Origin of the sequence: Hymenobacter terrestris, assembly GCF_013377905.1 — a bacterium.
Lineage (GTDB): Bacteria > Bacteroidota > Bacteroidia > Cytophagales > Hymenobacteraceae > Hymenobacter > Hymenobacter terrestris.
This window is the reverse complement of the sequence record NZ_JABKAV010000045.1, coordinates 1-26,327: the sequence shown is the minus strand read 5'-3', so window position 1 is coordinate 26,327 and position 26,327 is coordinate 1. Positions and strand designations below refer to the sequence as shown.

Here is a 26,327-nt window from a genome sequence, read left to right as displayed (position 1 = left end):
AATCTTGGGATAAGAAACCATCACACTTCAGACAGGCGGTTGAAATGAACAGCATCGGGTTTTTGACAGCCTTTCACTGGTTTATTCCCGGTGTGCAGAACGTGCAGGAAGTGTTCGACGCGTCCGCCGACGCGTGCCCGCAGAAGCCGGCACTGCTCGCCTATTTAGAGCAGTGCCCTGCCTTGGTCGAGTTCATGGACCGGTTAGTGGACGAGGAAGGAACCGAAATCGGTTCGTTTTCTATCCACTCCGACGGCGAATGGGTCTGGCCCAGCTACGTGGGGCACTACCTCCACCGGCCCGGGTACCGTCTTCGAGACGAACGCTTGCTCCAACACGCGGCCGCGCGCGGGTTTGCGGTTCCCACCTTAACGGCCGAAGAGGCTCACGCCCTGCTGCAGCGGTACCTGCACTTTTCCAAAATAGGGCAGTGGTAACAGCCAAGTACCCAAGCCCCACGCAGGCACATGGCGTTCAGCCAAAGGGTCGTGTCTTAAGCGCGGCAATTCAGTTTAGGTAGACAATTGCTACCCCCCAACCGGGCCCAGCTAAGATGGGCCCTATTGGTCAAGTGGTTGCATCTTGCGAGTTCATTCCTTCCCACACCCCATGAAATCACTTTATCTACCGCTGCTGGCCACGGTCGCGCTCTTCGCCCAGTGCGCCAAACCTTCCCCGGAAGTCGCGCCCAAAGGCCGGGTGGACTATGACCAAAAAAGCGCCGACATTGTGCGCGCCTTGAGCCCCTCCGTGCCCGGCATGTGGCAGCTGCGTCGGGTGTACGTCAAAGCTCAATCGTCCAACACTGGCCAAAAGGAGCTGGGATTGGTGCACGACACCGTCTTCCAGGACTTTGCCACGCTGTCCCTACAGCCCGCCCTGTCGGGCCGTTCCGTACCCGACCCGCGCTATGCCACCTTTGCCGGCCTCTTGCACTTCCGGACCAAAACCTACCCTGTTCGCTTCGAAGTCACGGCCAGTCCTGACCGCCTCATCAACGATCGGGGACCACAAGGCACGTTTGTTTTGGCATACGACTTTCCGGTGGGTACGCACCCGACCGAGCCGGAGGAACAATACCTCAATTACCTAGGCTTCATCAACGAAAACTTCTCGCTGGAGGTCGTGTCTGGACAGCCGGCGATGACCTGGCGGGGGCTAAGCAGGGGCCTCGATCGGATTGAATTAGTGAAATAACCCGGCGCACATTCAGCTCCTATTTGTAAGCAGCCGAGTTCAGTGAAACGGTCCGAAGGTAAACGCTCTCTGTTCAAAGTAAGGAGCGTTATTTTGACAACTTCTATTGGATTTGCGCGCTATTGCCATGAATAAAGCTTTGCCCTTGTTGCAGCAGTACGTGGGCCGCTCGTTGGTGTCGGTGACGGCCGACGGGGTGACCCAGCCGTGGCCGGTGAGGGAAGCACTGGCGTGCGAGCGCCTTAAACTGGTGTTTGACCACGGTCCTGTACTGACCCTTGCCGCTGCCGGAGAAGACCACTTTTATGGCGAGGCCGACTTGCTCGTGGCCGCGTCAGGCGGTGCAGCGCCCCTCGTGCCCTCAGCGGGCCCAGAAAGGAACCCACACGAGCAAGGGAAGTACTGGCAATACGAACCCCAAGGGTTGAACCTGTGGCCATCGAAGTACTTAATGCATGTGGAGTTCCGATGGGAGACAGGCTCCTTCTCCGCCGGTTACTTGGTGGCGCGTTCCGGCCAGCCCTTGACCATCGACTTGAATGCAGTCCACCTCACAGCAGCTTGGTTGGACGGTACTGCAACAGGACTAGAGCACGGGGTGATTTAAGAAAACGGTCCGAAGGTAAACGGGCTCCGTTCAGTTGAAGGAGCTTTAACGTTTACTTGCTTTTCAAAGCGTGCAGTTCCTTTACTTTTTGCCGGGTTTCGGGGTCGTCGCGCAGTTGCAATGCCTGGACATAGTACAGCAGGGCTTGCCGAGTCTTGCCTTGTTGTTCGTAGTAGGCGCCCATGCTGCTGTAGGCGTTGAAACTGGTGGGGTAGTTGGCCAGATTTAGGCGAAACAAGTCGAAGGCTTTCGTGGGTTGCTGTTTCTGCAGGCACCCCCAAGCGTACAAGTTGACCAATTCCTCCGGTGGCAAGACGGGGTAGCCGTACTGCTGCGAGCGCGTGCGGTATTGCTGCCGAAGGGCGTCTGCAGAAAACGTCGGGTCCGCCACGCTCGTGGGCAGTGGCGCTTCATCGTGCCGAAAGAAGGCGCGTAGGGCATCGTCCGTGGCCCGCAGGGGAACTGAGCCGTGGCTTTCGTCCGGGTAGTATTTCCACGTCCAGGCCAGCGCAGCGGGTGACTGCCGGCGCAGTAGGTCCACGCCCGCCAGTTCGGCTCGCAGGTGCTCGGTGCTGGCGCTAGTGTCACGCCGAATTCCCGTCGTGTCGCGCCCGGCGGGCAGGGTGTGGGCCACGGCCATGAATAGCTTGCGGTCCTTGATGTGGCCCTGCTGAAACGCGGCCGCAAGTTTGGGGAGCACGACCCGCTGGTCCCACCATACGCTCGGTTCGAGCGCCACATAAGCGTTGAATAACGCGGGCTTTGTGGCCAAGGCGTTGAGTACGGCCAAGCCACCCAGCGAGTGGCCGACCAGCAGCCTGTAGGGTGCGGTCGGGTACTGGGTGTCGATGTAGGGAACGACTTCCTTTTCTAAAAAAGCTAGAAATGACTCGCCCCCTCCCGAGGTGGCCAGGGTGCGGTCCGGTTGGTTGTCCCACCGCTTGGTGGCGTGCGTGGGCGTCAGATCCCGGGTGCGGGTCGGAAACGGGTGGGGAATGCCCTTGATAATCATTTCCGGGCACAAGGCGTTGCCGTTGACGGCGCTCAGTTGCTGTACCAGGCCCATGACGGACGCAAAGTGTAGGTCCCCGTCAAGAAGGTAGAGCACGGGGTAGCGCTTGGGGGCAAACACGCCGCTGGGGTCGGCTGGGGGCACGTACACCCACAGGCCGCGCTTCTCATGCAGCACCTGCGAGCGCAGGCTGTCGACGTGACCCAAGTCGAGGCGGGAGGACTGTGCCGCGGCTGCGGTCGTCAGCAACAAGAAGCAACTCAAGAGCGCGTGTTTCACAAGCTATCACATCAGGTTAGCCAAAACTACCAGAATCACCCGATTCGCCCGCCCCAACCGAGTTCACTCAATCGGTAGTTTGCCGAGTACGCGCCGCAGAAATTCGGCTGCCACGACCCGTTTAGCGCGCGGATGTAACTCGGCAAACGCCACTTTGCTGGTGCGGTCGATGGCTACGAACAGGTACTGGCGGCCTTCTTCGGTCTGGACCTCGGCGAAATCAATGTGCAAATAACCGATGGGGTAATCCTTGAATTTCTTTTTGGGCGGGCTTTGCCCGTCTTCATTCAGGGGCAAGCGGCTGATGCCATGGCGCTGGAAACAGCGGTGCAGTGCCGAGCGCGACAAGTGCGGAATCGTGGTCTGCAGCGCGTAAAGGCAATCATCCAGCGCCAGTAGGGTGTGCCGGCAAAAGGCCACGACAATGGCTTCCTGCTCGGCGCTCAGCACCGTCGAGACTGGTTTGGGTCCCATGCGCGCATCCAGCACGCCGGGGCGCTTGCGCCACTTGGCCACCGTTTTTGGGTTGATGCTGTAGCGCGTGGCTAGGCTCTGTAGGCTTTCCTGGCTGTGTTGGATAGCGCGCCTTACTGCCGCTGTTGTGTGGGCGCTGCCGTGGAGTACTTGTACCATAGGTCTGTGCGAAATTCCAGCCCGGAAAATACACCACCTCTCTCTGGGACTATACACCTAATCCATATGAAACGCAAGGAGACCCGTTTTATTAAACGGGTCTCCTTTTGTGAAGCAAATGTGAAGCAAACAATTTTTAACTTAAAGGCTAGTGCAACACCTGGACCTTTTTGTATTCTGTGTGATCGGAATTAATGATTTTGAGCACGTAAACGCCGTTCGCTAGGAGCCCAGTATTGATAAAGGTTCGATTTGATGGGATGTTGCCACTCCCCACCTGCCGGCCAAATGTATCAAGCAGAACATAAAAGGGAGTGAGCGACGTAGCGTCAACCGCTTTGCCCTTTCTGCCCATTACTATCGTAAATCCATTATTGCTCGGATTGGGGAACAAACTCGTCGAGGAAACGCCGTCAGCATGGAGTTTATCTTTCAATTTACTCGTTTCGCTCGTAGTCAAGTTGTCCATGCTGGAAGGATCACCTGCCTGAAAGCCCGGGCAGATGATGCAAGTCTCGTCGGGGGATTGGTAGCGTGTGGCAAAGGCCCGATCGGTCGACGTGGGACCGCAACCATTATTGACTACCACGTTGACCCGGACAAAATCATTGTACTCTTCTGATGCGCCCAAACTAGCATTCGCGCCAGCTGCGTCCAAATGAAAATTAAAGTTGTCGTGCGTCCAGCTATACTGCAGGTTGCCCTGTAATTCGCTTTTGACCGTGGTGGCCGTTAGATGCATCGTCGTATAGGGCTCCAATTCTCTATAGGTGTTATCACCGTTGGCTTCCTCCATGGTTTGAATGGCCGTTATAGGGCGCCCTTTCCAAAACTCTCGTTTCAAAGCCACCTGCCGCGTCTCACACCCATAGTAGCTAGTGTATTTTGCCGTTACAACTACCAACCCGTTGTATCCGTCAAAGGAGGGGGTAAGACGATAATTACCGGGGCTTGTTTCGGCAAACGTTGCCGCGCCGGCCGGCTCCGTAACGAAAGTTGGCGTTGTTAGCGGAGGACTGTGCGTGAAGCGCATGTCGGTGGCGGAACCGCCGTCGCAGAGCAAGTACTTGTTGTCGTTGCTCGTGGTGAGCAGCCGGTTGTTGTTCAAGTCGCTAATAATGCCTGCCTCAAATGCAAACCATTGAAACAATGTGGCAGTGGCTCGAATACCAAAATTAAAACTGGCATCGCCAATATCTTCAAAACTTATGTACGAAGGCGAAACGCTTCCAAACCGGTTGTAAACGGCCGAAATGTGTTGATTTGTCAACGCATTATTGTTGCCAGGCTCTTTATTTTGAGAGCCGCCTTCGAGGCTATTGTCGTTGACTCCGCTGGGGAAAAAATCAGCTATCTGATTTTGGGTGTAAAAAAGGTATCGTAGCTTCTCCCTCGCGCTACTGGTGCAATAGATATCGTTAATAAGGGAGCCTTGCGCCGCCGCCGTGGCAGCTGTCCAACGGTAGACGGGGAGGTTGTTCGAACCAGGATATTTTTCGCAATCGGAGCCGTTATTATTAGTATAGTACGTATTGCCGACATGGTTCTCAAACTTATCTGGTTTTCCAACTTGGCATGGGTGCAAATGATTGTGCGCATGTGCTGGCACGCCCATATCGCCCAGTAAGTGGGCGACCCTCCCTAATAATTGCAAGGCCACCGGTTGAGCAAATCCGTCGGCGAAAGCGATGTCTCCCACTTTTTGCTGCCCCATAAAAGTTCGGCCGTTGGCGGTTTCGATGTACTCAAGATAGAAATTGCCTTTGTACAGTTCGGGTAAAGAAGTGTACCTGATTCCGTACTTCCGCACTGCCCCGTCCCTCGTTTGCCACGGAATTTGGATCACGTAGGGCTGTAGTTCGCAGAAAAGCAACACCCTGGCTTTCATCCACGCATTTTCATAAGTTTTTCCATTTACTAGCCCTAGATCGAGACGGTCGTCATCACCTGAATCAGCCCTCCAGAAGTGGGTGATGGAAGTGGTAGCGTCGTTGACAGCAATTTGTTCCCAATCAAACCGGTATGGTTTATATTGATACACAACGTCTTCCAAGTCTTCACGCCAAGCGCCTATCGCAATGGGTACCCCTGTGTTAAAGGGACGGTAATCTTCGCCCGGGAAAAAATTGTTACCGTAGGTCATACCGACTCCACGGCTGAGAACGGGGATTGGTCCAATGCTATTTTCCAGATATTGGTAGGCCTGCCGCACGAGGTATTGATGCACCCATTCCTTGTGCGCTAGAGCGGGGAAGGCAGTGCTCATGCACGTAAGCATCGTCAGAAATGTAAGTATTTTCTTCATAAATTGTGAAAGTGAGGGTTAAAATGTGGTACTTCCAAAGGACTGGACAGTTTAGGTGGGGTGCGTCAGGTCGCCGGTGTTGGGCGTGCCCACGAAATCCACCAGCTGGCTGGCGGCGATGTTTACGGCGTAGCAGCCCTGACCCGGCGCGAGGGCCGCCCCCAGGCTGGCGGGCACCACGAAGCCCTTGTCAAAGGCCGCGTAATTGCTGTTGGCGGCCGTCACCAGGCGGGTCTGGTTATAGCCGAACACCGTGGGGAAGGGCGTGGTGGTTCCCGGCGTGGCGCTCATGTTGTAGTCGGTAGCCTGGCTCACCTCGGGCGAGAAGCGGTCAGGGCAGGGGAGGAAGTCAGCTAAACCTCGACGGTCCCGCCCTTTTCAATGCCTAGCGCACGATCACTGGTAAACTCACCCCATTAAATCCGCAGGTTACAAGCGCTAGAAACGTCAGCCGTGAAGCTGATAAGGAGAACAATTGCTAAAGCACGATGGCATCCCAGCTTAAGCCGACTTCCGATTGGGCTTCCAGCAGCACCAGTCCTACCTTGGCCAAGTCGGCCAAGGGCATGGCAGTGTCAGCCGCCAGTGCGGCGGGAAGCCACTGTTGCGTCTGCCTTAGCCAATAGTGATAGCCAGTGTGGTAGACCGGACGCCCGCTGATGCGGTGCAGCTGCCGGTAGAGATGGGCTACGCCGGCCGTGCCCCGGTACCAGGCCGCGCTGCTCAGGTCGGTGGTGGCCTGCGAAGTGCGCAGCAGCGTATTGAGCCCGACCAGCTCCGCGATGTTCGCCAGCTCGGGGTCGGGCAGCAAGTTGAGGGATTCGTAAAACAGCAGCGCCTGACCCAGGTCACCGCGGTGCCAACTCAACTCGGCGCTGTACGAGGCCTCGCCCGACTGGCTGTGCAGCTGATACGGAAATACGGAGCAGTGTCCTTCCTGAAAATCCACGCGCTGTTTTACTCCCAGCAGCAGCAACAGGCCCGCGCGCACGTACTGCGCCAGCTCGGGCACCTCCACGCCCTGCCGGTGCAGACGCAGCAGCACCAGCAGTTCGGCGGCCAGCCCCCCGCCCAGCCCCAGTGGCAGCGACTGCGGCAGCGCAGCGGTAGTGGCCAACAACGGCGGCAGGCCTGGGGCCAGCAGGGCGTAGAGCAGGGATTCGGCGGCGGGCTGGCGCAGGCTGAAGTAGCGCAGCAGGGAGAAAAAAATGTGGCGGCGCGCGGCCTCGGGGTGGGAACGGAGTTGCTCGGCAGGTTGGTACAAAGCCGCATCGAGTCGCGCCCACAAGGCTGGATCGGTGGTATCGGCTGGTTCTGCGCCCAGGCGGGGAGCCAGCCACGCGGCCGCGCACAGGGCGTCGAGGTGGTGCAACAGTTCGGGCGGCGGGAGCTGGCTTAGGGCGGCCCATAATTGTCGGTATAAGTGCTGGGCCAGAAGCATGTCTTGGGGCTGGTCCAGCACCTGGTAAGCACAGTAGTGATAGGTCGAGAAGCTGGATAAGTCACTCAGCGAATCAGACGCACCGGCACTTGCCAGCCGCTCGTGCACGGCCTGCCAGCTTTGGGCTAGGGTATCGGGGGTATGCGGGGGAACGAGCATTTCGGATAAAGCCCCGGTGGCTGGGTAGGCGAGAGTAGGGCGGAACAGGGCTGCTCTCATGGCGTTGGGGGAGGGGTCATCGCAGGGTGGCGCTGGGGTGGATGCAGGATGCAACGCCCCCATTACGCCCGCACTGCGGCAGCCTGGGCCGGCTAGAGCATTATAAGCGTGCTCAAAATGCTGGTGGTAGTATCAACGGTTGTCGTTGTTGAACCGCCAAAATTGTTGCTTGCCTGTGGCTTGCTGAAGCGGGCAACAACTGTCTTGGTGACTTTAAACTTGGCGGGGGTATTGAGATTTTTCATAACACCAGTGAGGTTGGAGGTTTGTGGTCCACAGCGTTGCGCTGCTTGAAACAAACGTAGCTCACGGCTTCGCTTTACCGAAAACTATTACACCAACCCGGCCTTACGCAGGACCAATGTGGCAATTGAATATCTATTCGGAATGCTGGGGCGGAGCTAATGGTGGTAACCGCCTATTTTCGCCCAATGCAATTCGTTGTTCCCCCTCTGCACCGCGCGATTCTAAAGCATCCTGTTGCAAAGCACGTTTTGGCGTGGCTTGCCTTTGCCGCATATGAACAATCAACGTTCCTGTTTACCGCAACGGCCAATCCTAACAAATTCGCGGTTTTACTTAGCTACCTCTTAAACGCCTCACTCTTTTACGCCAACAGTGAATGGCTGCTGCCGCGGCTGCTGGAGCGTAGGCGCTTGTTGCTGTATGCACTGGCTGCCTTGGCAGTATTGGCGCTTTACGGATTTGTTCGCGCCGAAATGTATTGGGACTTCTTCCCAGAGCTGGGGCGCGACCTTCGCGCTAACAGCTCGTACGGTCGATTGTGGATCTTATCTATTTACCGCGGCTCATTCTTCCAGTTTGTCAGCATCGGCTACTGGTATGCCCGCTATGCTATTCAGCTGGAGCGTCAGCGCCGCCAGCAGGAGGCCCAGCTGCGCGCCACTGAAAAGAGCCTGATGGAGGCCGATCTGGCTTACCTGAAAAGCCAGATCAATCCGCACTTTCTCTTCAACGCCCTCAACTTCCTCTACGCCCAGGTATACCCGCACTCCGAGGGCGCGGCCAAGAGTATCCTGCTGCTCTCCGACATCATGCGCTACGCCCTGCACGAGGATACCAACGGCAAGGTGATGCTCGCTCAGGAGGTCCAGCACCTGCGCAACTACATTGCCATCAACCAGCTGCGCTTCAACAATCAGCTGCGGGTGGATCTGGAGGTGAGCGGCCAAGTGGAGTACCTCATGATTCTGCCGCTGGTGCTCATCACCTTCGTCGAAAACTGCTTCAAGCATGGTGAGCTGGTGGATGCGGCGCATCCGGTAATCATCCGGCTGGCGGTGCGGCAAAACCGGCTCACTTTTGAGACGCGCAACAAAATCCGCCTTGGGCCGAAGGAGAAAGGCACCGGTATTGGGCTCAACAATACCAGGCGCCGTTTGGAAATGATATACCACGGTCGTTACACTTTGCAAGTAAGTGCGGAAGCAGACTATTATACTTGTGGCCTGACCATTGACCTGTAACCTGCCCCCTACCCTGTAACCCGCCTTAGCTATGATTTCCTGCTTGATAATTGATGACGAACAAAGCGCCATCGACATTCTTCAAACCTTCATCAGCAAAATTCCTTTTCTGAACCTGGTGGGCAGCAGCACCAATCCCATCGAGGCCATGGGCATTGTCCAGTCTCAGCCTATTGACCTGATATTCCTTGACATCCACATGCCTCAGCTTTCGGGCCTGTCCTTTATGCGGCTGCTGCCGGGCAAAACCAAGGTCATCATCACCACCGCCTACAGCGAGTTTGCCGTGGAAGGCTTCGAGCTGGAGGCCATCGACTACCTGCTCAAGCCCATTGCCTTCGAGCGGTTTTTGAAGGCGGCCCAAAAGGCTTTCAACGTCTCGCTGGAGCCCTCGGCGCGCTGGCAGACGGCGGAGAAGACCGGGGACTACATCTTCGTCAAGACGGAGAGCAAAGGCAAGATGACCAAGGTCAACTTCGACGAAATCGTGTTCGTGGAGGGTATGAAGAATTACGTATCCATCAATACCCACGACGACCGGATTGTGACCTTGCTCAACATCAAGGACTTGGAGGAGCGTCTGCCGGCCAAGAGCTTCATGCGCGTGCATAAGTCCTACCTCGTGTCGCTGGACAAGATCCGGGCCTTGGATGGCAATCAGATTCTGTTCAAAAATATGAAGGCCTACGTGCCACTGGGCGAGACGTACCGCAATGCCTTCTTCGACGCTTTGCAGGAAAAAGTAATGGGCGGCAAGAAATAGCTGTCCATTGCTCTTTATACCTGGCTCCTTACACCTTCTGCCGCGCCAGGCAGGAGTCGTAGTGCCGGTAGAGGAAATCGTAGAGCACCAGTTCGTGCAGGCGCGCGTCGGCCGGAATCAGGCGGTTGAGCAGCATGTGGATGTAGCTGCTGAGCAAGGCGGCCAGGCTCACTTCGTCGGGGTAGGTGCGCACTTGCTGTTGAATGGCCTCGGCTACGGCTCGCAGCTGCGGGTCGGGCCGGCCATCGGCCGGGCCGGCCAACTGCTGCTGGATATCGGGGCGGAAATGGCGGTATTTCGCATCGAGCTGGCGCTTTAAGGCTTTATCGACCCCGAACTCAGCCGCAAACGCCTCCTGCAGGCCGCCCAGCAGCTGCTTTTTGTGGCCTGTGGCTAAGTCGAAGGCGTCGAGCAGCTCGTCGATGGCGCGCACGCTCCAGAGCCAGAGCTGGGCTTCATCTTCGGGCGCGGTGTGGACGAGCTGCTGCAGGTACGCCGCGCTTTGGTAGCCAAACAGCATTTCGCTCAGGGCCATGGTACTGCGCCCGTAGCGCTCCAGCTCCCGGCAGTAGGTATCGGTTTGGTCTTTCCAGATGTAGCCGCGGTCGATGCAGGGCTGCAGGTGAGCGCGCACCAGCTGCACCACCTCGCCGATGCGCTGCGTATCGGTCAGATGCAGGCGCAGACGCAGGTGCGGCGCCGGGTCGGCGTAGCGCACGAAGAACCATTGGTCAATCAAGCCCTGCGCCTGCAGCTCCTCGATGAGCGGGACTACGGCTTGGCGCAGCACGCGGTTGGCCATTTTAGGGCCACAGTAGAGCTTGTGGTAGAGCCACTCCGAGCCCAGCGAGAAATTGCGCTGCACGGCGGCGGAAGCGAGGGCCGGGCGGGCGGACGCGGGGGCGTAGCACGGAGTTTGGCGCACGAGCAGGGCAATGAGCTGCGCCACGTAGGGCTGGCCTTGCGCGTCGCGCACCAGGCTGGCGGCCGGGTCGAAGAGAAATTCCTTGAGCCTGATGGTGGGGCGGCTGCGGATGCTGTCGAGCCAGGTGTCTACCAGCACGGGGTTATCGGCGTCCACCAGCAGCTCGTTGTCGCCGTCGGCCAGGGTGAAAAAGCGCGGCAGCTGCCAGCGCAGCCGGAAGGCCTGCCAGCGGCCGGGCAGTTCCGCGGCGGGGGCCTCGCACAGGGGCTGAAACTCGGCCGCCGGCAAGTGCCAGCTGGCCGCCTCCAGCACCACTTGCTGATAGCTGAGGCGGGGCAGAAACGGGGCCGTGAGCGCCACTGACTCCCAGCCAAACTTCAGGTAGGACTGCAGGCCCTGGTGCTGCAGGTCGCAAAGCAGCTCGTAGACCGGCAGCGAGTCGAGGGTGTAGTTGTGGGCCGTGCCCAGGCGCGGCACGATCAGCTCGCCGGTGCGCCGCGAGCGAATCTCCAGCTGCCCGCGGCGCAGGGCCAGCGTGAGGTCTTGCAAGTGCACCTGATCCTGCGCCGGCAGCACCGATTGGGCCAGGTACGGGATTTCACGGGTGCGGAAGCTGGGGCGCTGCAGGATGTTGCCCACGCGCCGGCCCGGCAGGTGGCACAGCTCGGCGAAGGCCACGCCCGGGTTGTGGGCCTGCTCCTGCTGGCTGATATCGTGCACGATGTGGGCGATGCGTGGGGCGGCGTGAGCAAAGCGCCCTAGCAGATTGACGGCGCTCGAGCCGCTGGCGCTGTCGAGCAGCAGGCGGCCGCCGGCCAGGGGCCGGAACATAATGCCCAGCGACGCCGGCAGCGGCGCGGGAGGAAGCGCGAAGCGCTGCACTTCCGCCGGCGTCAGCGTCACGGCGTAGTGCTGCTGGCGCTCGGCCTCGCGCAGCTTGTGGTGCATGAACTGCTGCCGCTCGTCGGGCAAATGCACGGCGCGCGCGTCAGTGGTATTAGCGGGCAGCTCCAGGTCGTATACCAGCGGCGAGTAGCTGCTGCGACCGAAATCGGAGTAGGGAATACCACTTTCCGTATCCAGCACTTCCAGCAGCGGCACTTCCTGTTCCTCGTAACGAGCCTGAAACTGGCGCTTGAACTCCTCCAGTCGGCGGTTGGAGGATCTGGGCGCGAGGCGCGAGAGCAGGTCGATGGCCTGGCGCAGCTGTGCCTGCGTAGCCGCATCAACGATGCCCGGCTCCGCCAGGGCCAGCACGGCGTCAGTCTGAAACAGCTTATCGGCCTCGATGGGTACGCCCAGCGGCTGCAGCGCGTCGATAATGCGCTGGTAATCGGCCGCGGTGTTCGCGGGCTGCCGGTCGAGTTGGGTTAGCAACTCCGCCACCTGCGTCAGTGCCTGGCTGATGGCGGCCAGGTGGTCGGCGTGGGGGGGGGCGTTGGCTTGCAGTCGCCTCACCACGCCGCGCAGGTGGTCGAAAAACTCCGGCCCGGTGACGGTTGGCTCCAGCTCGCTCACCAGCACCTGCGCCGCAATGAGCGCGTCGAGGAACGCCGCGGCCTCTTGCTGGTCGGCCTCGTCGGGAGCCAGCTCGGTGAGCAGCGCGGCGTAAGAGCGGCCGTCGGCACAGGCCGCCAGCACCTGCTCCACGTACGCATCGGCTTCCAGGGAGCTTATCTGGTGAATGCGCTCGGTGGGCAGGTACTGATGCTCCACGTAGCGGACTTCCTCCCCGATGCGGTACCAGCTGCTGTTGGGCCAGTAGCGTAGCTGCTCTCGCACGAAGTCATGCTCGGCCAGGTGCTGGGCCAGGGCGCAGAGATAGTGCATATCGAGCCGGGTGTGGCGGCGGTGCTGGCCCGCCTGCAGCTCCACGTGGTCGGTACTGCCCCAACCCAGCACGGAGCAGCCGGCAAACAGCCCAAACGGCGTGCAGCGGCTGCGCATGCGGGTGAGGTAGCGAACTACGGCCCCGCGCAGGCGCTGCACGCGGCGGGGCTCGGTTACTTCGCCGCGCTGCCACTTGCCGCACTCGGCGTGCAGGGCTGGGGAGGCCAGGTAGAGGGCCTCCATAAAGGCCTGGTCCGTGAGGCTCTGGGCAAGCTGCTCGTCGCTAATGGCGGGGTCAAAAGGGCACAGGGGCGCGCGCAGGATCAGCTCGGGGTAGAAGTGGTAGGCGTCGGTCATGGGCGCGGCGGCGCTAACAGAAAAAATGGATAAGACTCGGGTAAGCCTAGGCAGCAGCGACAAGCTACCTGGGGTCATAACGAAGCCCACGGTGGTGGCCCAACGGCAAGTATATCCAAAAGAACGGCTGCAGCAACTGGCCCACACCAATTTTAAGCTGAAAAATCCACGGCGCCGGGCCGGGGCTTGGTCCCTTTGGAAGGCCGGTTTGGTCCTGCGATAAGGCGGAGTAGTGTAAGCTTTTTGCGGCGGGTGAAAACGTCTTCTACGTTTGGATTATCGAAGCGGCAGCTGCTGCCTGACAAGCTGATAAGCAAGCCAAAAAAACGTTTTTGGTTTCGTCCTGAGAAAAACTCGGTTGGTGTAAAAAATTATATATCGGGGCCAGCTTGAAATATGTTTGCATCATCCAATAAGACCTGAAGCCATGTGGAATAATCTAGCTAAATCAATGCTCGTGGCTGCGGCCTGTACCGGCGCCCACGCCGGGCATGCACAGACCGGTAGTCCGCTCGTAGGAACTGTAAGTGACAGCGTTACGAAAAAGCCATTGGCCTTCGCCACTATTGTAGTGAAAAAAAGCTCCGACCCTTCGTTCGTGCTGAGCACGATGGCCGACGGAAAAGGCGCGTTTCGCTTCGAGGGTTTGGCGGCCGGAACGTACAACTTGTTAGGATCCTATATCGGTTATAAAAGTGGGGCGGCCGAATCAGTGGTCATAAATGCTGGCGCGGCCGAAAATAAACCGCTGACTATGGCCCTGGCGCCGGACCGCAACTTGCTTAAGGAAGTCAAGGTAACCGGCAACCGGCCGTTCATTGAGCTGCGCGCCGACAAGGTGGTGCTCAACGTAGCCGAAAGCCCCATCGCCCAGGGCGGCAGCGCAGCCGAAGTGCTGGCCCGCGCCCCGGGCGTAATTGAGCAGGGCGGTCGCTACCAGGTGCGGGGCAGAACGGCCCTGGTCCTCATTGACGGCAAGCTGACCAACCTGGGGGGCAACGACCTGGCCGAGCTGCTCGCTTCGCTGCCCAGCAATACCCTCGCCAAGGTGGAAGTGATAGCCAACCCCTCGGCCCGCTACGACGCCAACGGCGGGGCCGTCATCAACATCCTTACCAAGAAAAACAGCGCCTTCGGCACCAACGGCAGCGTGAGCGCCGGCGTGGGCGCCGGCCGCTTCGCCCGCTACAACAGCGGCTTGACCCTGAGCCACCGCCGCGACAAGCTGAACGTGTTCGGGGGCCTCGACTACCAGCGCACCAAGCAGTACCGCCGCTTCGACAGCAACCGCGTGCTAAGCCAGGAAACGCGCATCGACGAGACCAACTATAGCGTAACCGAGCGCAACAGCCAGACGGCCCGCATCAACGTGGACTACGACCTGACCAAGCGCAGCTCGGTGGGCCTGCAAATACGGGGTATAACCAGCGCCCGCGAAACGAGCGGCAACACCAACTCCATCGTGGCGGGCCTAGCCGGGCCGCCCAGCGCTACCAACGGGCTGCAAACCAACGGCACCGCCCGGGGCTTTAACCCGACCATCAGCCTGTACTATCGCACGCTGCTGGATTCGACCGGCGGCGAGCTCAAGCTCAACGCGGACTACCTCACCTTTAACAAGCGCTTCGACGAGCAGTACCGCAACGCTGGCTACGACCTGCTGAATGAGGAAGCAGCGGCCAGTGCGCTGCGCACCTACTCGCCGGCCAACAACTCCGTGGCCTCCTTTACCGCCGACTACACGCGCACCTTTGGTAAAGCCACGGCGCTGGAAGCGGGCCTGAAGTCGTTGCGCACCGTTACCGACAACGATATTCACTGGGAAAACCTGGACGGCGGCGGCAACTGGCTCAACGACGCGCGGCGCACCAACCACTTCGTGTACCGCGAGTACATCAACGCGGGCTACGCCTCGGTGCGCCGGCCGCTGAGCAAGAAAGTGGGCATGCAGCTAGGATTACGGGCCGAGCACACGCACAGCGGAGGCGAGTCGCTGACGCTCGGGCAGGTAAACCAGCGCGACTACTTCAACCTGTTCCCGAACGTGTCGCTGGACTACACCAGGTCGGAAAAGCAGCAGTGGAATTTCAGTTACCAGCGCAAGATTGACCGGTTCCGCTTCGACATCGTCAATCCTTTCCTAACCTATATCAGCCCTTACCTCTACTACCAGGGCAACCCCAGCATCCGGCCCTCGTTCTCGCACAACTTCTCCGTCTCGCACAGCTACAACAACGCAGTAGCTACCTCATTAAGCTACGGTCGCCACACCAATGCCCTGGCCACTGTATTCCGTCGCGACCCGGCTACCAACATCCTCATCCAGTCCGAGGCGAACCTGAGCCGGGCCACCACGGTGGACGCCAACGTGAGCCTGACCAAGCAGATTGGCGGCGCAATAACCACGGCGAATTTTGTGGGCGCAACCTACGTCCGGTTCTACTCGCCCACTATGCCCTGGCTAAACCAGGCGAGCGTGGGGGTGATGGCCAGCAGCAACAACACGGTGAATCTGCCGAAAGGCATGCGGGCCGAACTCACCCTGTTCTACCGAACGCCGCTCACGTACGGGGCCTACTCCTTCAGGGCCCAGTACAACGGCAGCATCGGGGTATCCAAGCCGGTGCTCAAAGAAAAAGGCACGCTCACGCTCACCGTCCTCGACCCGCTGAACCTGCAGAAAAACCGCTACGCTACGCGGGCGGCGGATGTACAGGCGTACAGCCTCGATAAAACTGAAACCCGCTTCGTACGGCTGAATTTCAGCTACCGTTTCGGCAACCAGAAAGTCAAGGTTATCAGAATGCGCCGCACGGGCATCGAAAACGAAAAAAACCGCCTGGAAGGCGCTGTTAATTAACCCTCATTTCACCATCGCTGCTCTACTGCCATGTTTAAAAACCCCACGTCCCGCGCCTCCCAGTCCTTATTGGACGACGACCGCATCATGCTGCTATCGGACAACGATATGGACAAAATTCTGGGTGGGTTCCAGGAGTCGGAACCCCATATCATGCCCAACAGCCCTTATCCCTGGGATAAGTCGGATATGTGGACCGACACGCTGTTGGATTAACCGATCAGTTGCAATTGAATTAGCCCGGCAATGCCTGGAGTCTGCCATCATTACCAGCGGAGCTGTCAAGCACTAAATCAGGCGGTCCATGCTCTGGAGGAGCGGCGCTCTGAGCGCCACACTCCACCGGCAATCAGCAGCAAAATTATGCCGCCCCTGCCGCTGCCCATCAGCGAATTGAATCTTAGCGGTAAGGTCCTTGGAAGCCTTTATTATTTATAGCACGCAAGAAGAGGCCTTTAGCCGAATTCGTTCCCCTGGCAGTCCAAGTATAGTACAATATATAGGCTGGGGCAATCATCAGAGATTCGAAGATCTGCAGCGCAATTGCTGCATGAGTCCCGCCTCGCTGCAAGACACCGCGGCAAGCTATCAGGCTTCCCCACTGCTACACCGCTAACCTGGCGCGGGGCCCACAATTACTTCAAGTCAGACTGCTGCCCACCGCCTGCGCCGGTGCTGCAACGCTAGTGCTCAAACGCAACGCCAAAGGCGCCGCGGCGGCTGACTCTACCACGTCTACTTACGCTTTTTTACTTTTTCCAACCCTTTTTCCAACCCCTTTTTTCCAATTCCATGTCCAAGTACAACGAAGTACCCAACGCCAAACTTTCCTTCGACAAAGAGACGGTGGCCAACCTCTCCGAGCAGGAGATGGACCAGCTGGCCGGTGGCCAGGAGGCCGCCTATCAGACCGTCAACAGCACGGCTTCGGACATCACCTGCTGCTGGTGCACCTCGACGCGGCCCACGCCGGTTGAGGAGCAGGTTTAAGCACCCGCGCATCACGACATCATCACTTTTTCCAACCCCTTTTTTCCAATTCCATGTCCAAGTACAACGAAGTACCCAACGCCAAACTTTCCTTCGACAAAGAGACGGTGGCCAACCTCTCCGAGCAGGAGATGGACCAGCTGGCCGGTGGCCAGGAGGCCGCCTATCAGACCGTCAACAGCACGGCTTCGGACATCACCTGCTGCTGGTGCACCTCGACGCGGCCCACGCCGGTTGAGGAGCAGGTTTAAGTAGGGCTAAACCCTCAGGGTAGTCACTGCTACCACTTCGTAGGGCAAAGTATGCAGGTACCCTAACCGGTCCTGCATACTTTGCCCACGGGGCGGCGCTTCGGAAAGCTTGTTTACAAAATATTTCTGCGCTTGTTGTAATCTAATTTCTGTCATGGTTTCGGTTAAAACAGTAGAATCTGCTATTGATAAAATTCAGCAAATCGAGCAAGCTCTATTTGCTAATTACCAAACCGAGCTGGCAGCCGGTGAGGTCCAGGTGTCGTTGATGAATGGAGCGTCCGGATTGGCCTTGTTTTATTATGAATTGTATGATTATTCGCAAGACGAACAGTACCGGCATAAAGCCATCAGCATAATCAACCAGGTGTTGCAGCAACTGCAGGAGCACGTTGGCTCCTTCACGTACTGCAACGGGCTGGCCGGCCCAGCGTACCTGTTTAACTACCTACGCGAAAAAGGCTTTCTGGGCAGCTCCATCGACGAGCTGTTACTCGACGCGGACCACGTGCTCGTTGCCCTGATGCAGCGGCTGTTAAAGCAGGCCAATCTGGACCTGCTCCACGGTGCTCTGGGCATGGGCCACTACCTTCTGGCGCGGCTCGCGCTGGACCCCGAGCGGGCCCAGCTGCTGAATGCCTGCGAAGCCCTGGTAGACGGTATTGCGCAGCAATTGGAGGCAGGTTTGGCCTTCAACGAATTTGTACCGGGCTACACCAATGAAAAGGCCCGCTACGTGAACTGCGGTATGGCCCACGGCGTGGTGGCCAACCTGATGTTTTTGGTAAAGTACCTGCCACTGGCGGCCCGGCCCGAGCGCGTACGCGCCCTGCTGCAGTCCACCCAGCAGTTGTTGCGCCGCTACCGCTCGGCCGACGACACCACGCTTTCGGCCTACCCATCCATTGTGATGATCAAGGAGCACGGCATCGAAACGTACTACGGCATCCCGCTGGGCTGGTGCTACGGCGACACCACCGTGTCAGTGGGCCTCTACCACGCGGGACGTGCCCTGGGAGACGAGGCCCTGGTGGCCGAAGCGCAGGCCCTGGCCGAGCGCGCTACCCGCCGCTCCACGCCCGCTACGGCCCTGACCTACGACGCGGGCTTCTGCCACGGCAGCAGCAACGTGGCCCACACCTACCGCAAGTGGCTGGAATACAGCGGCGACGAAAGCTTCCGCCACCATTACCACACCTGGATTGCCCAGACGCTGGCCCTGGGGCACCATGCTGAGGGGCCGGGCGGCTACCAGAAGTTCGCTGGCGAAGGCCACGAAGTGAAGTATGGCCTGCTCGATGGGGTCATCGGCGTGGCCCTGGTACTGCTGGATTCCCTGCGCCCCGGGGCACCCAGCGACTGGGACCGGTTTTTTCTGCTCAGCTAGCCCCGCGGCCGCTGTACTCCTGCTGGCTGCCACTCTACTAATTGGTTTATTCCGACGCTTCCCATGAAAAACACCTACTTCGATAAAGCCGTGGTGCGCGTGCCGCTGTACTCGCTCGATTACTACCAGCAGTTTTTCGCCGACGACCAAACCGCGTTGCCCGCGCTGGTGCGCGACGAGACGTTCCTGAGCGGGCTGTACCTGGCCTCGCCGCAGCTCTACTACGCTGTGCGTGGCCTGGCGCCCGGGGAGCTGCTCGCCGACAACAAGAAGGCGCGCAAGCTGCGCCTCACCCTGGCCAAGTACGTCAACCGCCTCTCCACGCGCTGCACGCCCTTCGGGCTGTTTGCGGGCTGCGCCGTGGTTGAAGTGCAGCCCGGCGCCTCGGCCCTGGAGCTGGCCGCGCCCGAGCACTACCGGCAGCACACCCGTCTCGACAGCCAGTACCTGTTTTCGCTCACCAGCCAACTCAGTGCCGAAGCCTGGGTACGGCCCTACCTGCGCTATACGGTCAGCACCTCGCTCTACCAGCTCGGCGAGGCGTATCGCTACGTCGAGTACAGCTACCGCGGCACCAGGCGTAAGTACCAGCTGGTGTCCGTCGGCCAGCACCCCTACATCGACCGGCTGCTGGCTTTGCTGCGCGCCGCCCCGCAGGGGTTGAATATTCCAAACATGGCCGCCAGCCTGGCCGACGCCGACGTGACGGCCGACGAAGCGGCTCAGTTCGTGGAGCGGCTGATTGAAGCCCAGATCCTGGTGAGCAATTTGGAGCTGGGCACCACCGGCGCAGTGCTGGAAGAGCAGGCCCTAGCCGTGCTCCGGGAGCTGCAGCACGCCGCCGCCGCCGAGCCCGCCCACGTCGCCGCCCTCGGCAACCTGCTGGCCTACCTGGGCCAGCTGCGCCACGATGCCCAGGCCGTGGACGCCGAGTCCATTGCGGGCAAGATGCACGGCTACCAGCGGCTCAAAGCGCTGGCCACCGAATTCAAGCACCCCTTCGAGGAAAGCTCGCTGCTGCAAACCGACCTGACGACCACCTTCGCGCAGGGGCAGATTGATTCGGCGCTGGCCGAGCAGGTGCAGAAAGGAGCGGAGGTGCTCTCGCGCCTGGCCGCCAGCCGGCCCAATGCCAAGCTGGACAAGTTCAGGAAGGCCTTCGAGGAGCGCTACGACGCCCGCGTGGTGCCGCTGGTCGAAGCCCTGGACATTGAGTCGGGCATCGGCTACGGCAACTTTCTGGATGACCCGCGCTCTGACATTTCGGAGCTCATCGGCGGGCTGCGCTTCAGCTCGACCAAAGCCGCGGACGAGAAAACCACCCTCAGCACCCTGCACACCGACTTCTGGCTGCCCAAGCTGCTCGACGCCCAGCGCCGGCAGGCCACGGTGGTAAACCTGACCGACGCCGACCTGGCCCCGTACCCCTTCACCGGGCAGCGCCTGACCACCACCTACTCGGCCATGACCTCGCTTTACCAGGACGCGGACGGCCAGCCGGTGGTGTGCCTGCAGGGCGTAACCGGCCCCACCGCAGCCACCTGGCTGGGTCGTTTTGGCAACCAGGACGCCGGTATGCATGCGCTGATGCAGCAGGTGGCCGCCGTGGAAGAAGCCGCCCACGCCGACAAGCTGGTGGCCGAAATCACCCACTTGCCGGAAGCCCGCCTGGGCAACGTGCTCCAGCGCCCGGCCCTGCGGCGCTACGAAATTCCGTACCTGGCTAGCAGCGCCGTGGACACTGAGTACCAGCTGCCGATTCAGGACCTGATGCTGTGCATCCGCGACAACCGCCTGGTGCTGTTCTCGCAGCGCCACCAGCGTGAGGTGCTGCCCTACCTGACTAACGCCCATTATTACGGCAACGGCAAGAGCCTGCCACTTTACCACTTCCTCTGCGACATGCAGGAGCTCAACGGCATGGTGGGCATGGTGCTGGAGCTGGAGCCGCTGCGCAAGCTCTTCAGGCACCTACCGCGCATCACCTACGGCAATGTCATCCTCAAGCGCGCCTCCTGGGTCTTCACGCAGCAGGAGCTGGCCCCCGTGTTGCAGGCCCCCGATGCCCAGTTGCCGGCGGCCTTCGCGGCCTTCGCCCAGCAGCACGGCCTGCCAAGCACGTTCTCCATCGCCAAGGGCGACAATGAGCTCGTCATCAAATCAGACAGCCTGCTGCTGTTGCAGGCGTTCGTCGACGAAGTGAAGGACATGTACCAGGTGATGCTCAACGAGGTGCTCTTCGCCGAGCTGCGCCCCCTGGTGAGCAACGGGCAAGCCGCCTTCAACAACGAAACCCTGTTTTTCTTCCAGCGCGAAGCCGTGACGGGCCCGGGCTTCCGCCGCCCGCTGCCGGTCGCGCACGTCAAGCGCGAATACATGCCCGGCAGCGAGTGGCTGTATTTCAACCTCTACACCGGCTTTAAAAATGCCGACCACCTGCTCCAGCGGGTGGGCTGGCAGTTGGAGCAGCTCTACGTCGCCGGCATCATCGACAAGTGGTTTTTCATCCGCTACTACGACCCGAAGTTCCACGTGCGCCTGCGCCTGCACCTGGTGGACGCGCGCCGCTACGATGAGGTATTTAACGTCCTCCACCCGCTGCTGGAGCGGCTCAAGGAGCAGCGAATCGTGTGGAAGGTGGGCGTGGATACCTACCAGCGCGAGCTGGAGCGCTACGGATTCGACAAGATCGAGCCGGTGGAAAACATCTTCTTCCACGACAGCCGCCTGTGCGTGAGGCTGCTGCAGCGCCTCTCGCGTGAGAGCAGCGAAGAGACCCGGTGGCTGGCCTGCCTGGCTTCCATCGATGGGTACTTTGACCTGTTCGGCCTCGATCTGGCCGCCCGCAAAGCCTTCGCTGAAACCATGCACAGTCGCTTTGCCCAGGAATTCAACGCCACTGGCCTGTCGGCGCGCATTCTGGACAAAAAGTACCGCGACCAGCGGACTGCCATCGTGGGCTTCCTGGCCGGCACCCACCACCCGGCCCTGGCCGCCGACGTGGCCTGCCTCGTGCAGGAGCGTAACGACAGCCTGTGCGCCGACGCGGCCCGGCTGCGGACCGTCGACGGGCCGAGCATCCTGTCCTACCTCGACAGCCTGGTACACATGCACGTCAACCGGCTGTTCCGCACCCAGCAGCGCGTTTACGAGCTGGTGCTCTACGGCTTTCTCCGCAAGTACTACACGTCCTTGCTCGCCCAGCAGGCCGTGCCGGCGTAGGCGGACCCGCCCGCGCCCCGTACGGGGGCCGGCCAAGTGGCTGGCTTAGTTTCCCCATCGTCTGTCAATTCCTGATTCTATGTTGTTCAGCACCTTTCCGCACTACCCGCAATACGACGAGATGGATTGCGGCCCCACCTGCCTGCGCATCATCAGCAAGTACTACGGGAAGCTGTTTTCGCTCGAATACTTCCGCAAACTCTCCAACACCACCCGCGCCGGCTCCAGCCTGCGCGGCCTGAGCGAGGCGGCCCGGCAAGTGGGCTTTCAGACCCAGGGAGTCCGGATTGAGTTCGACGCGCTGGCCGAGAAGGCGCCGTTTCCATGCATTGCCTTCTGGCGGCAGCGGCACTTCGTCATCGTCTACAAAGTCAAGAAGGACAAGGTCTACGTATCAGACCCGGCCCACGGGCTGCTCACTTACAGCCGCGAGGAGTTCCTCAAGCACTGGGCCGTGAACGGCGACGAAGGCGTGGTCCTCACCCTGGATACTACGCCGGCCTTTGCGGAGGTGGAGTCCGACCTGGACGAGAACAAGGAGGGCCTGCGCTTCATCGCCAAGTACCTGCTCAACTACAAGGCCCTGCTGCTACAGCTCTTCATCGGGCTGCTGGTGGCCAGCCTGCTGCAGCTCATCTTCCCGTTTCTGACCCAGAGCCTGGTCGATATTGGCATTCAGCAGTACAATCCGAGCTTCATCCACCTGATTCTGCTGGCCCAGATGCTGCTGTTTTTGGGGCGCACGGCGGCCGAGCTGCTCCGGGGCCATATCCTCATTCACCTCAGTAGCCGCATCAGCATCAACCTGCTCTCCGATTTCTTCATCAAGCTCATGAAGCTGCCCCTGGGCTACTTCGACGTGAAGATGACCGGCGACATTCTGCAGCGCATCGGGGACCACCAGCGGGTGGAGCTGTTTCTGACCTCGGGCACGCTCAACGCGGTGTTTTCCGCCATCAGCCTCCTCGTCTTCGGGGTGGTGCTGCTGATCTACAGCCCGCTGATCTTTGGGGTGTTCCTGGTCTTCAGCGTGGTGTATTTCATGTGGGTGCTCGTGTTCATGGGCCGCCGGGCCAAGCTGGACTTCAAGCGCTTCGCCCACTACTCGCAGCAGCACGAGAAAAACCTGGAAATGATCCACGGCATGCAGGAAATCAAGCTCCACAACGCCGAGCAGCGCAAGCGCTGGCAGTGGGAAGCGCTGCAGGCCAAGCTATTTCAAACCAGCCTGGACAGCTTACGCCTCAGCCAGGTGCAGACGGGTGGGGCCTCGCTCATCAACGAGCTGAAAAACATCCTCATAACTTTCCTGGCCGTCAAGCTAGTGCTCACCGGCCAGCTCACGCTCGGGGTGATGCTCTCTATCTCCTACATAGTGGGGCAGCTAAATGGCCCCATCCTGCAGATAGTGGAGTTCATCAAGTCGTGGCAGGACGCGCGGCTGAGCATCGGGCGCATCAACGAAATTCACCGCAAAGACGACGAGGAAGTGCCCACGGCCACGCCGCCCGTCGTCCCAACCGGCGATTTGCGCATTCAGGGCCTCACGTTCCAGTACGAGAGCGGCTCGGAGCCCTCGCTGCAGGACATCAACCTGGTTATTCCGCACCAGAAAGTCACGGCCATCGTGGGAGCCAGCGGCAGCGGTAAAACTACCCTTCTCAAGCTGCTGCTGCGCTTCTACGAGCCCGGGGCGGGCCATATTACGGTGGCCGATCAGCCCCTGGCGGACCTGGGCCACAGCAACTGGCGCGACAAGTGCGGTGCCGTGATGCAGGAGGGCTACATCTTCAATGATACTATCGTCAACAACATCGCCGTGCGCGAGGAGGAAGTGGACCTGCCGCGCGTGCTGCACGCGGTGCAGGTGGCCAACATCCGCGACTACATCGAGGCGCTGCCCCTGCGCTATAATACCCGTATCGGGCAGAACGGCATGGGGCTGAGCACCGGGCAGAAGCAGCGCATCCTCATTGCCCGCGCCGTGTACAAGAACCCTGAGTTTCTGTTTTTCGACGAGGCCACCAGCGCCCTGGACGCGAAAAATGAGCGCATAATCAGCGAAAACCTGAGTACCTACTTCAAGCAGAAGACGGTGCTCGTCATTGCCCACCGCCTGAGCACGGTGAAAAACGCCGACCAGATCATCGTGCTGGAAAAAGGCCGCATTGTGGAAGTCGGCGACCATGCCCAGCTCATCCAGCGCCGGGGCGTGTACTTCAGCCTGGTAAAGAATCAACTTGAACTGGGCGACTAGCGCCCGCTGATAAGCCCCGTACTGCCATGACTGCTTCTTCTCCTGCTACCACCCCACCCCGGCCCCAACAGCCCGTGCTGAGCGCCGAAGTGCAACGCATCATTGATACGCCGCCGACCTGGCTGGTGCGCTGGGGCAACGTGCTGCTGCTGGGCCTGCTGGCCGGCGGCCTGCTGGCCGGCGGCCTGCTACCTTACCCCAATACGCTCAGCGGCAAGGCCGTGGTGGGGCCCATTACCCGCGTAACGGTGCCGGCCGCCGAAGCCCGCCGTATTCGGCCCGGCCAGCGCGTCATCATCAGCCTCTACGCCTTTCCCAGCGAAAAATTCGGCGCGCTGACGGGGCAAGTGGCTGCCGCCCCCACCGTCGACGGCACCGGCCAGGCCACGGTGCCCGTGCGACTGAACAAGGGCTACCGCAGCACTTACGGGCAGCTGTTGCCCGTTGGGCCGGCTAGCGCTGGGGGCGCGCGAGTCACCGTGGCCGATGAAACGCTTTTCAAGCAGCTAGTGCATTTCTAAGCGTCTCGGGCTTACCTGCCCCAATTCCCCTTTACCAACGGCCTGCAGCCTAACCCATCCTTTCCCGCCTGTTGCTTGACAGGCGGGACCCAACCAGGTGCCGTCAGCGGGCATCGGCCTGCCGCAGCTTCGGGCCACCGAACGGCCACCCGTTTAACCTTTGTACCAAATTTATAACCAAGGCCAACCCCACTCGACCGACCCATTGGCACCTACTTACTCTGCTCAAACCAAGCAGTTAACTTCAGCCGACGAAGCAGTTTTGCTGACACAAATCGCGGCTGTAGATGCCGCCATCCGGGTACATGATTTTCAGCCTAGCTGTGGGGATTGCTACTGGTGTCAGCTGCGATGATAGTCAGCCGATTTCAACTTTAAGAAATGAAGCTGTTTAGAAAGTCGGTTTAGGGTTAATTTTTCGCAGAAACAGGACGACGAACGCCAACCAATGCCACGCCAGCTAGTTGCCGATACTAGTTTCATAGCGCACGAGCAGGGTTTTGAAGCTATCGAGCCAGGCGTTGGCTTGTTCCACAAGCCGCGCGCCGACGGTAGAGTTCGGGGTCAAAGAAGGTGTCGTCAGCCGTTTGCCAATCGGTGGCGCGGCGGTTACGGGCGATGTTGGCTTCGATGTCACGGGCAGCAGGCCTGGCGCAACTCCGTCGTATCGAAGGCACTATCGGCGTTTACAAACAGGCCGGCCACCGGAATGCCGGCCGCTTCAAGTAGAACACACAACTCCTCAAACAAGACGGCCAAGCGGTAACTGTCGTGGTGGTTGCCTGCTTGTGGAGTGGCACAGGCCAGGGGCTGGCCTTGGTTGTCGGCCAGGAACAGGGCCGTGGTGGTGCGAGCCTTTTTGCGCCCCTGATAGCCCACGGCAGCCCCACCGTTTTTGGCCGGCGTATGGCTGCCGTCGAGTTGCACGCTGGAACAATCGAGCAGGTGCTTGTTATGCCGCAACACATTCAGCCACATCGTTTTCCACGACCCCTCCTTGCGCCACTTGTTGAACCGGGCGTACCCCCCTTGCCAGGTCAGCATCGCGCCAGTGAAGAACTGTTTGACAGGCAAATAACGCCACTGGCAGCCGGTTTTGAGTTTGTAGAGCAGCACCTCGAGTAACTCAACCGGGTCCACCCGGCTAGGACGACCCGTGGGGGACTGGGAAAGATGGGGCAGAATCCAGGTACGAATAATATCTTTGGGCAGGACTTCCATGAAGCAGGTGAGAAGAGGTGGGTCGCACCCCAAATTTCGCCCGTATTGTGGGAGTCCTTTGCGTTTCTATTTACTGGCCCCTACTTTCTAAACAGCTTCAATACCTACGCAGCTAATATTCTTATGACTTACGCAAAAGTGGGCTACTTTAAGTCAAACGACCGGCCTATGCTTACTCAAACCCACTACATCGAATAGCTGCTCAGTACGCCCAAAAACTATACCTGTACCTACCTGGCCGACCATCTACCCGGCATCATCCATGACCAGGTGAATCGTTTTTTGCGCCCCAGTACGCTTCCATCCAGCCAGGCCAGTTCCAAAGGGGCCCTCTTGCCTCCCCGGGTAAGTCGGAGAGCATCAAAAAGTGTGGGGCAATTCTATTTTTTTTACTGGTTAATGCGGACGCAGAGCAGATAGAGACCTAATCCAAAACCCGACTGCCCCACACTTTTTGATGCTCTCCTAAAGCAATAAGAAAAGGGTTGCAGCGGTCTAGATAGGCTAAATGATATGAAAAAACGGTACTGGCTTAGATACACCGCAGCATTTCGCGGTCAAGG

20 protein-coding genes and 2 pseudogenes are annotated in these 26,327 nt (G+C 59.6%); 14 read left to right on the top strand and 8 right to left on the bottom strand.

Annotated features, from left to right (window positions below; genetic code table 11):
- From HW556_RS13445 to HW556_RS13435, 3 genes are all read left to right on the top strand, one after another.
- The coding region (locus HW556_RS13445) for a hypothetical protein (RefSeq protein ID WP_218136925.1) at positions 1–437 on the top strand (437 nt) is incomplete at its 5' end.
- 172 nt (positions 438–609) lie between these two features.
- Positions 610–1,197 (top strand): hypothetical protein, encoded by a 588-nt coding sequence (locus tag HW556_RS13440; protein ID WP_176900610.1) that lies wholly within the window; start codon positions 610–612, stop codon positions 1,195–1,197.
- Positions 1,198–1,309: 112 nt separating this feature from the next.
- Entirely contained in the window at positions 1,310–1,804 is a 495-nt protein-coding gene (locus HW556_RS13435; RefSeq protein ID WP_176900609.1) for a hypothetical protein, read from the top strand.
- A gap of 52 nt (positions 1,805–1,856) precedes the next feature.
- On the opposite strand, the gene HW556_RS13430 is transcribed toward HW556_RS13435, so the two are convergent.
- From HW556_RS13430 to HW556_RS13405, 6 genes and pseudogenes are all read right to left on the bottom strand, one after another.
- Positions 1,857–3,065 (bottom strand): alpha/beta hydrolase-fold protein, encoded by a 1,209-nt coding sequence (locus HW556_RS13430; RefSeq protein ID WP_176900608.1) that lies wholly within the window; start codon positions 3,063–3,065, stop codon positions 1,857–1,859.
- A gap of 102 nt (positions 3,066–3,167) precedes the next feature.
- Positions 3,168–3,728, bottom strand: a pseudogene (locus HW556_RS13425) (IS481 family transposase); the annotation flags it as partial.
- 148 nt (positions 3,729–3,876) lie between these two features.
- Positions 3,877–5,994: a T9SS type A sorting domain-containing protein gene (locus tag HW556_RS13420; RefSeq protein WP_176900607.1), complete on the bottom strand. Its 2,118-nt coding sequence runs from the start codon at positions 5,992–5,994 to the stop codon at positions 3,877–3,879.
- A 90-nt stretch (positions 5,995–6,084) separates the two neighbouring features.
- Complete coding sequence (locus HW556_RS13415) at positions 6,085–6,348, bottom strand: hypothetical protein (RefSeq protein ID WP_176900606.1); 264 nt, start codon at positions 6,346–6,348, stop codon at positions 6,085–6,087.
- Positions 6,349–6,511: 163 nt separating this feature from the next.
- Positions 6,512–7,693 (bottom strand): glycoside hydrolase family protein, encoded by a 1,182-nt coding sequence (locus HW556_RS13410; protein WP_176900605.1) that lies wholly within the window; start codon positions 7,691–7,693, stop codon positions 6,512–6,514.
- A gap of 92 nt (positions 7,694–7,785) precedes the next feature.
- Entirely contained in the window at positions 7,786–7,938 is a 153-nt protein-coding gene (locus HW556_RS13405) for a hypothetical protein (protein ID WP_176900604.1), read from the bottom strand.
- Positions 7,939–8,475: 537 nt separating this feature from the next.
- On the opposite strand from HW556_RS13405, the gene HW556_RS13400 reads away from it, so the two are divergent.
- Together HW556_RS13400 and HW556_RS13395 are read left to right on the top strand one after the other, a co-directional pair.
- Positions 8,476–9,180, top strand: a complete 705-nt coding sequence (locus HW556_RS13400; RefSeq protein ID WP_176900603.1) for a sensor histidine kinase — start codon at positions 8,476–8,478, stop codon at positions 9,178–9,180.
- A 31-nt stretch (positions 9,181–9,211) separates the two neighbouring features.
- Positions 9,212–9,943, top strand: a complete 732-nt coding sequence (locus HW556_RS13395) for a LytR/AlgR family response regulator transcription factor (protein WP_176900602.1) — start codon at positions 9,212–9,214, stop codon at positions 9,941–9,943.
- Positions 9,944–9,971: 28 nt separating this feature from the next.
- On the opposite strand, the gene HW556_RS13390 is transcribed toward HW556_RS13395, so the two are convergent.
- A complete protein-coding gene (locus HW556_RS13390) occupies positions 9,972–13,055 on the bottom strand; it encodes a lantibiotic dehydratase (RefSeq protein ID WP_176900601.1) in 3,084 nt (1,027 codons plus the stop codon).
- A gap of 427 nt (positions 13,056–13,482) precedes the next feature.
- Between HW556_RS13390 and HW556_RS13385 the strand changes: the two genes are divergently transcribed.
- From HW556_RS13385 to HW556_RS13350, 8 genes are all read left to right on the top strand, one after another.
- On the top strand, positions 13,483–15,915 hold the full coding sequence (locus HW556_RS13385; protein ID WP_317170525.1) for an outer membrane beta-barrel protein: 2,433 nt from the start codon (positions 13,483–13,485) through the stop codon (positions 15,913–15,915).
- Positions 15,916–15,945: 30 nt separating this feature from the next.
- Entirely contained in the window at positions 15,946–16,131 is a 186-nt protein-coding gene (locus HW556_RS13380) for a hypothetical protein (RefSeq protein WP_176900599.1), read from the top strand.
- 576 nt (positions 16,132–16,707) lie between these two features.
- Positions 16,708–16,905, top strand: coding sequence for a class I lanthipeptide (locus HW556_RS13375; protein WP_176900598.1), 198 nt, complete (start codon positions 16,708–16,710; stop codon positions 16,903–16,905).
- 53 nt (positions 16,906–16,958) lie between these two features.
- Complete coding sequence (locus HW556_RS13370; RefSeq protein WP_176900598.1) at positions 16,959–17,156, top strand: class I lanthipeptide; 198 nt, start codon at positions 16,959–16,961, stop codon at positions 17,154–17,156.
- 154 nt (positions 17,157–17,310) lie between these two features.
- Positions 17,311–18,543: a lanthionine synthetase C family protein gene (locus HW556_RS13365; RefSeq protein ID WP_176900597.1), complete on the top strand. Its 1,233-nt coding sequence runs from the start codon at positions 17,311–17,313 to the stop codon at positions 18,541–18,543.
- A gap of 63 nt (positions 18,544–18,606) precedes the next feature.
- Positions 18,607–21,765: a lantibiotic dehydratase gene (locus HW556_RS13360; protein WP_176900596.1), complete on the top strand. Its 3,159-nt coding sequence runs from the start codon at positions 18,607–18,609 to the stop codon at positions 21,763–21,765.
- A 79-nt stretch (positions 21,766–21,844) separates the two neighbouring features.
- The gene (locus HW556_RS13355; RefSeq protein ID WP_176900595.1) at positions 21,845–24,022 is read left to right on the top strand and encodes a peptidase domain-containing ABC transporter; all 2,178 of its coding nucleotides are present in this window, start codon (positions 21,845–21,847) and stop codon (positions 24,020–24,022) included.
- 26 nt (positions 24,023–24,048) lie between these two features.
- The gene (locus HW556_RS13350; protein WP_176900594.1) at positions 24,049–24,543 is read left to right on the top strand and encodes a hypothetical protein; all 495 of its coding nucleotides are present in this window, start codon (positions 24,049–24,051) and stop codon (positions 24,541–24,543) included.
- Positions 24,544–25,176: 633 nt separating this feature from the next.
- On the opposite strand, the gene HW556_RS13345 is transcribed toward HW556_RS13350, so the two are convergent.
- Positions 25,177–25,764, bottom strand: a complete 588-nt coding sequence (locus tag HW556_RS13345; RefSeq protein ID WP_176900593.1) for a transposase — start codon at positions 25,762–25,764, stop codon at positions 25,177–25,179.
- 198 nt (positions 25,765–25,962) lie between these two features.
- Here HW556_RS13345 and HW556_RS19105 point away from each other — a divergent pair.
- Positions 25,963–26,076 (top strand): annotated as a pseudogene (locus HW556_RS19105) (IS701 family transposase); the annotation flags it as partial.
- Positions 26,077–26,327 lie beyond the last annotated feature (251 nt).

Excerpts from the sequence above, each read along its gene's own strand:
- HW556_RS13440 (WP_176900610.1), top strand. The coding sequence starts at position 610 with ATGAAATCACTTTATCTACCGCTGCTGGCCACGGTCGCGCTCTTCGCC.
- HW556_RS13420 (WP_176900607.1), bottom strand. The coding sequence starts at position 5,994 with ATGAGCACTGCCTTCCCCGCTCTAGCGCACAAGGAATGGGTGCATCAA.
- HW556_RS13410 (WP_176900605.1), bottom strand. The coding sequence starts at position 7,693 with ATGAGAGCAGCCCTGTTCCGCCCTACTCTCGCCTACCCAGCCACCGGG.
- HW556_RS13405 (WP_176900604.1), bottom strand. The coding sequence starts at position 7,938 with ATGAAAAATCTCAATACCCCCGCCAAGTTTAAAGTCACCAAGACAGTT.
- HW556_RS13395 (WP_176900602.1), top strand. The coding sequence starts at position 9,212 with ATGATTTCCTGCTTGATAATTGATGACGAACAAAGCGCCATCGACATT.
- HW556_RS13390 (WP_176900601.1), bottom strand. The coding sequence starts at position 13,055 with ATGACCGACGCCTACCACTTCTACCCCGAGCTGATCCTGCGCGCGCCC.
- HW556_RS13385 (WP_317170525.1), top strand. The coding sequence starts at position 13,483 with ATGTGGAATAATCTAGCTAAATCAATGCTCGTGGCTGCGGCCTGTACC.
- HW556_RS13380 (WP_176900599.1), top strand. The coding sequence starts at position 15,946 with ATGTTTAAAAACCCCACGTCCCGCGCCTCCCAGTCCTTATTGGACGAC.
- HW556_RS13375 (WP_176900598.1), top strand. The coding sequence starts at position 16,708 with ATGTCCAAGTACAACGAAGTACCCAACGCCAAACTTTCCTTCGACAAA.
- HW556_RS13370 (WP_176900598.1), top strand. The coding sequence starts at position 16,959 with ATGTCCAAGTACAACGAAGTACCCAACGCCAAACTTTCCTTCGACAAA.
- HW556_RS13365 (WP_176900597.1), top strand. The coding sequence starts at position 17,311 with ATGGTTTCGGTTAAAACAGTAGAATCTGCTATTGATAAAATTCAGCAA.
- HW556_RS13360 (WP_176900596.1), top strand. The coding sequence starts at position 18,607 with ATGAAAAACACCTACTTCGATAAAGCCGTGGTGCGCGTGCCGCTGTAC.
- HW556_RS13355 (WP_176900595.1), top strand. The coding sequence starts at position 21,845 with ATGTTGTTCAGCACCTTTCCGCACTACCCGCAATACGACGAGATGGAT.
- HW556_RS13350 (WP_176900594.1), top strand. The coding sequence starts at position 24,049 with ATGACTGCTTCTTCTCCTGCTACCACCCCACCCCGGCCCCAACAGCCC.
- HW556_RS13345 (WP_176900593.1), bottom strand. The coding sequence starts at position 25,764 with ATGGAAGTCCTGCCCAAAGATATTATTCGTACCTGGATTCTGCCCCAT.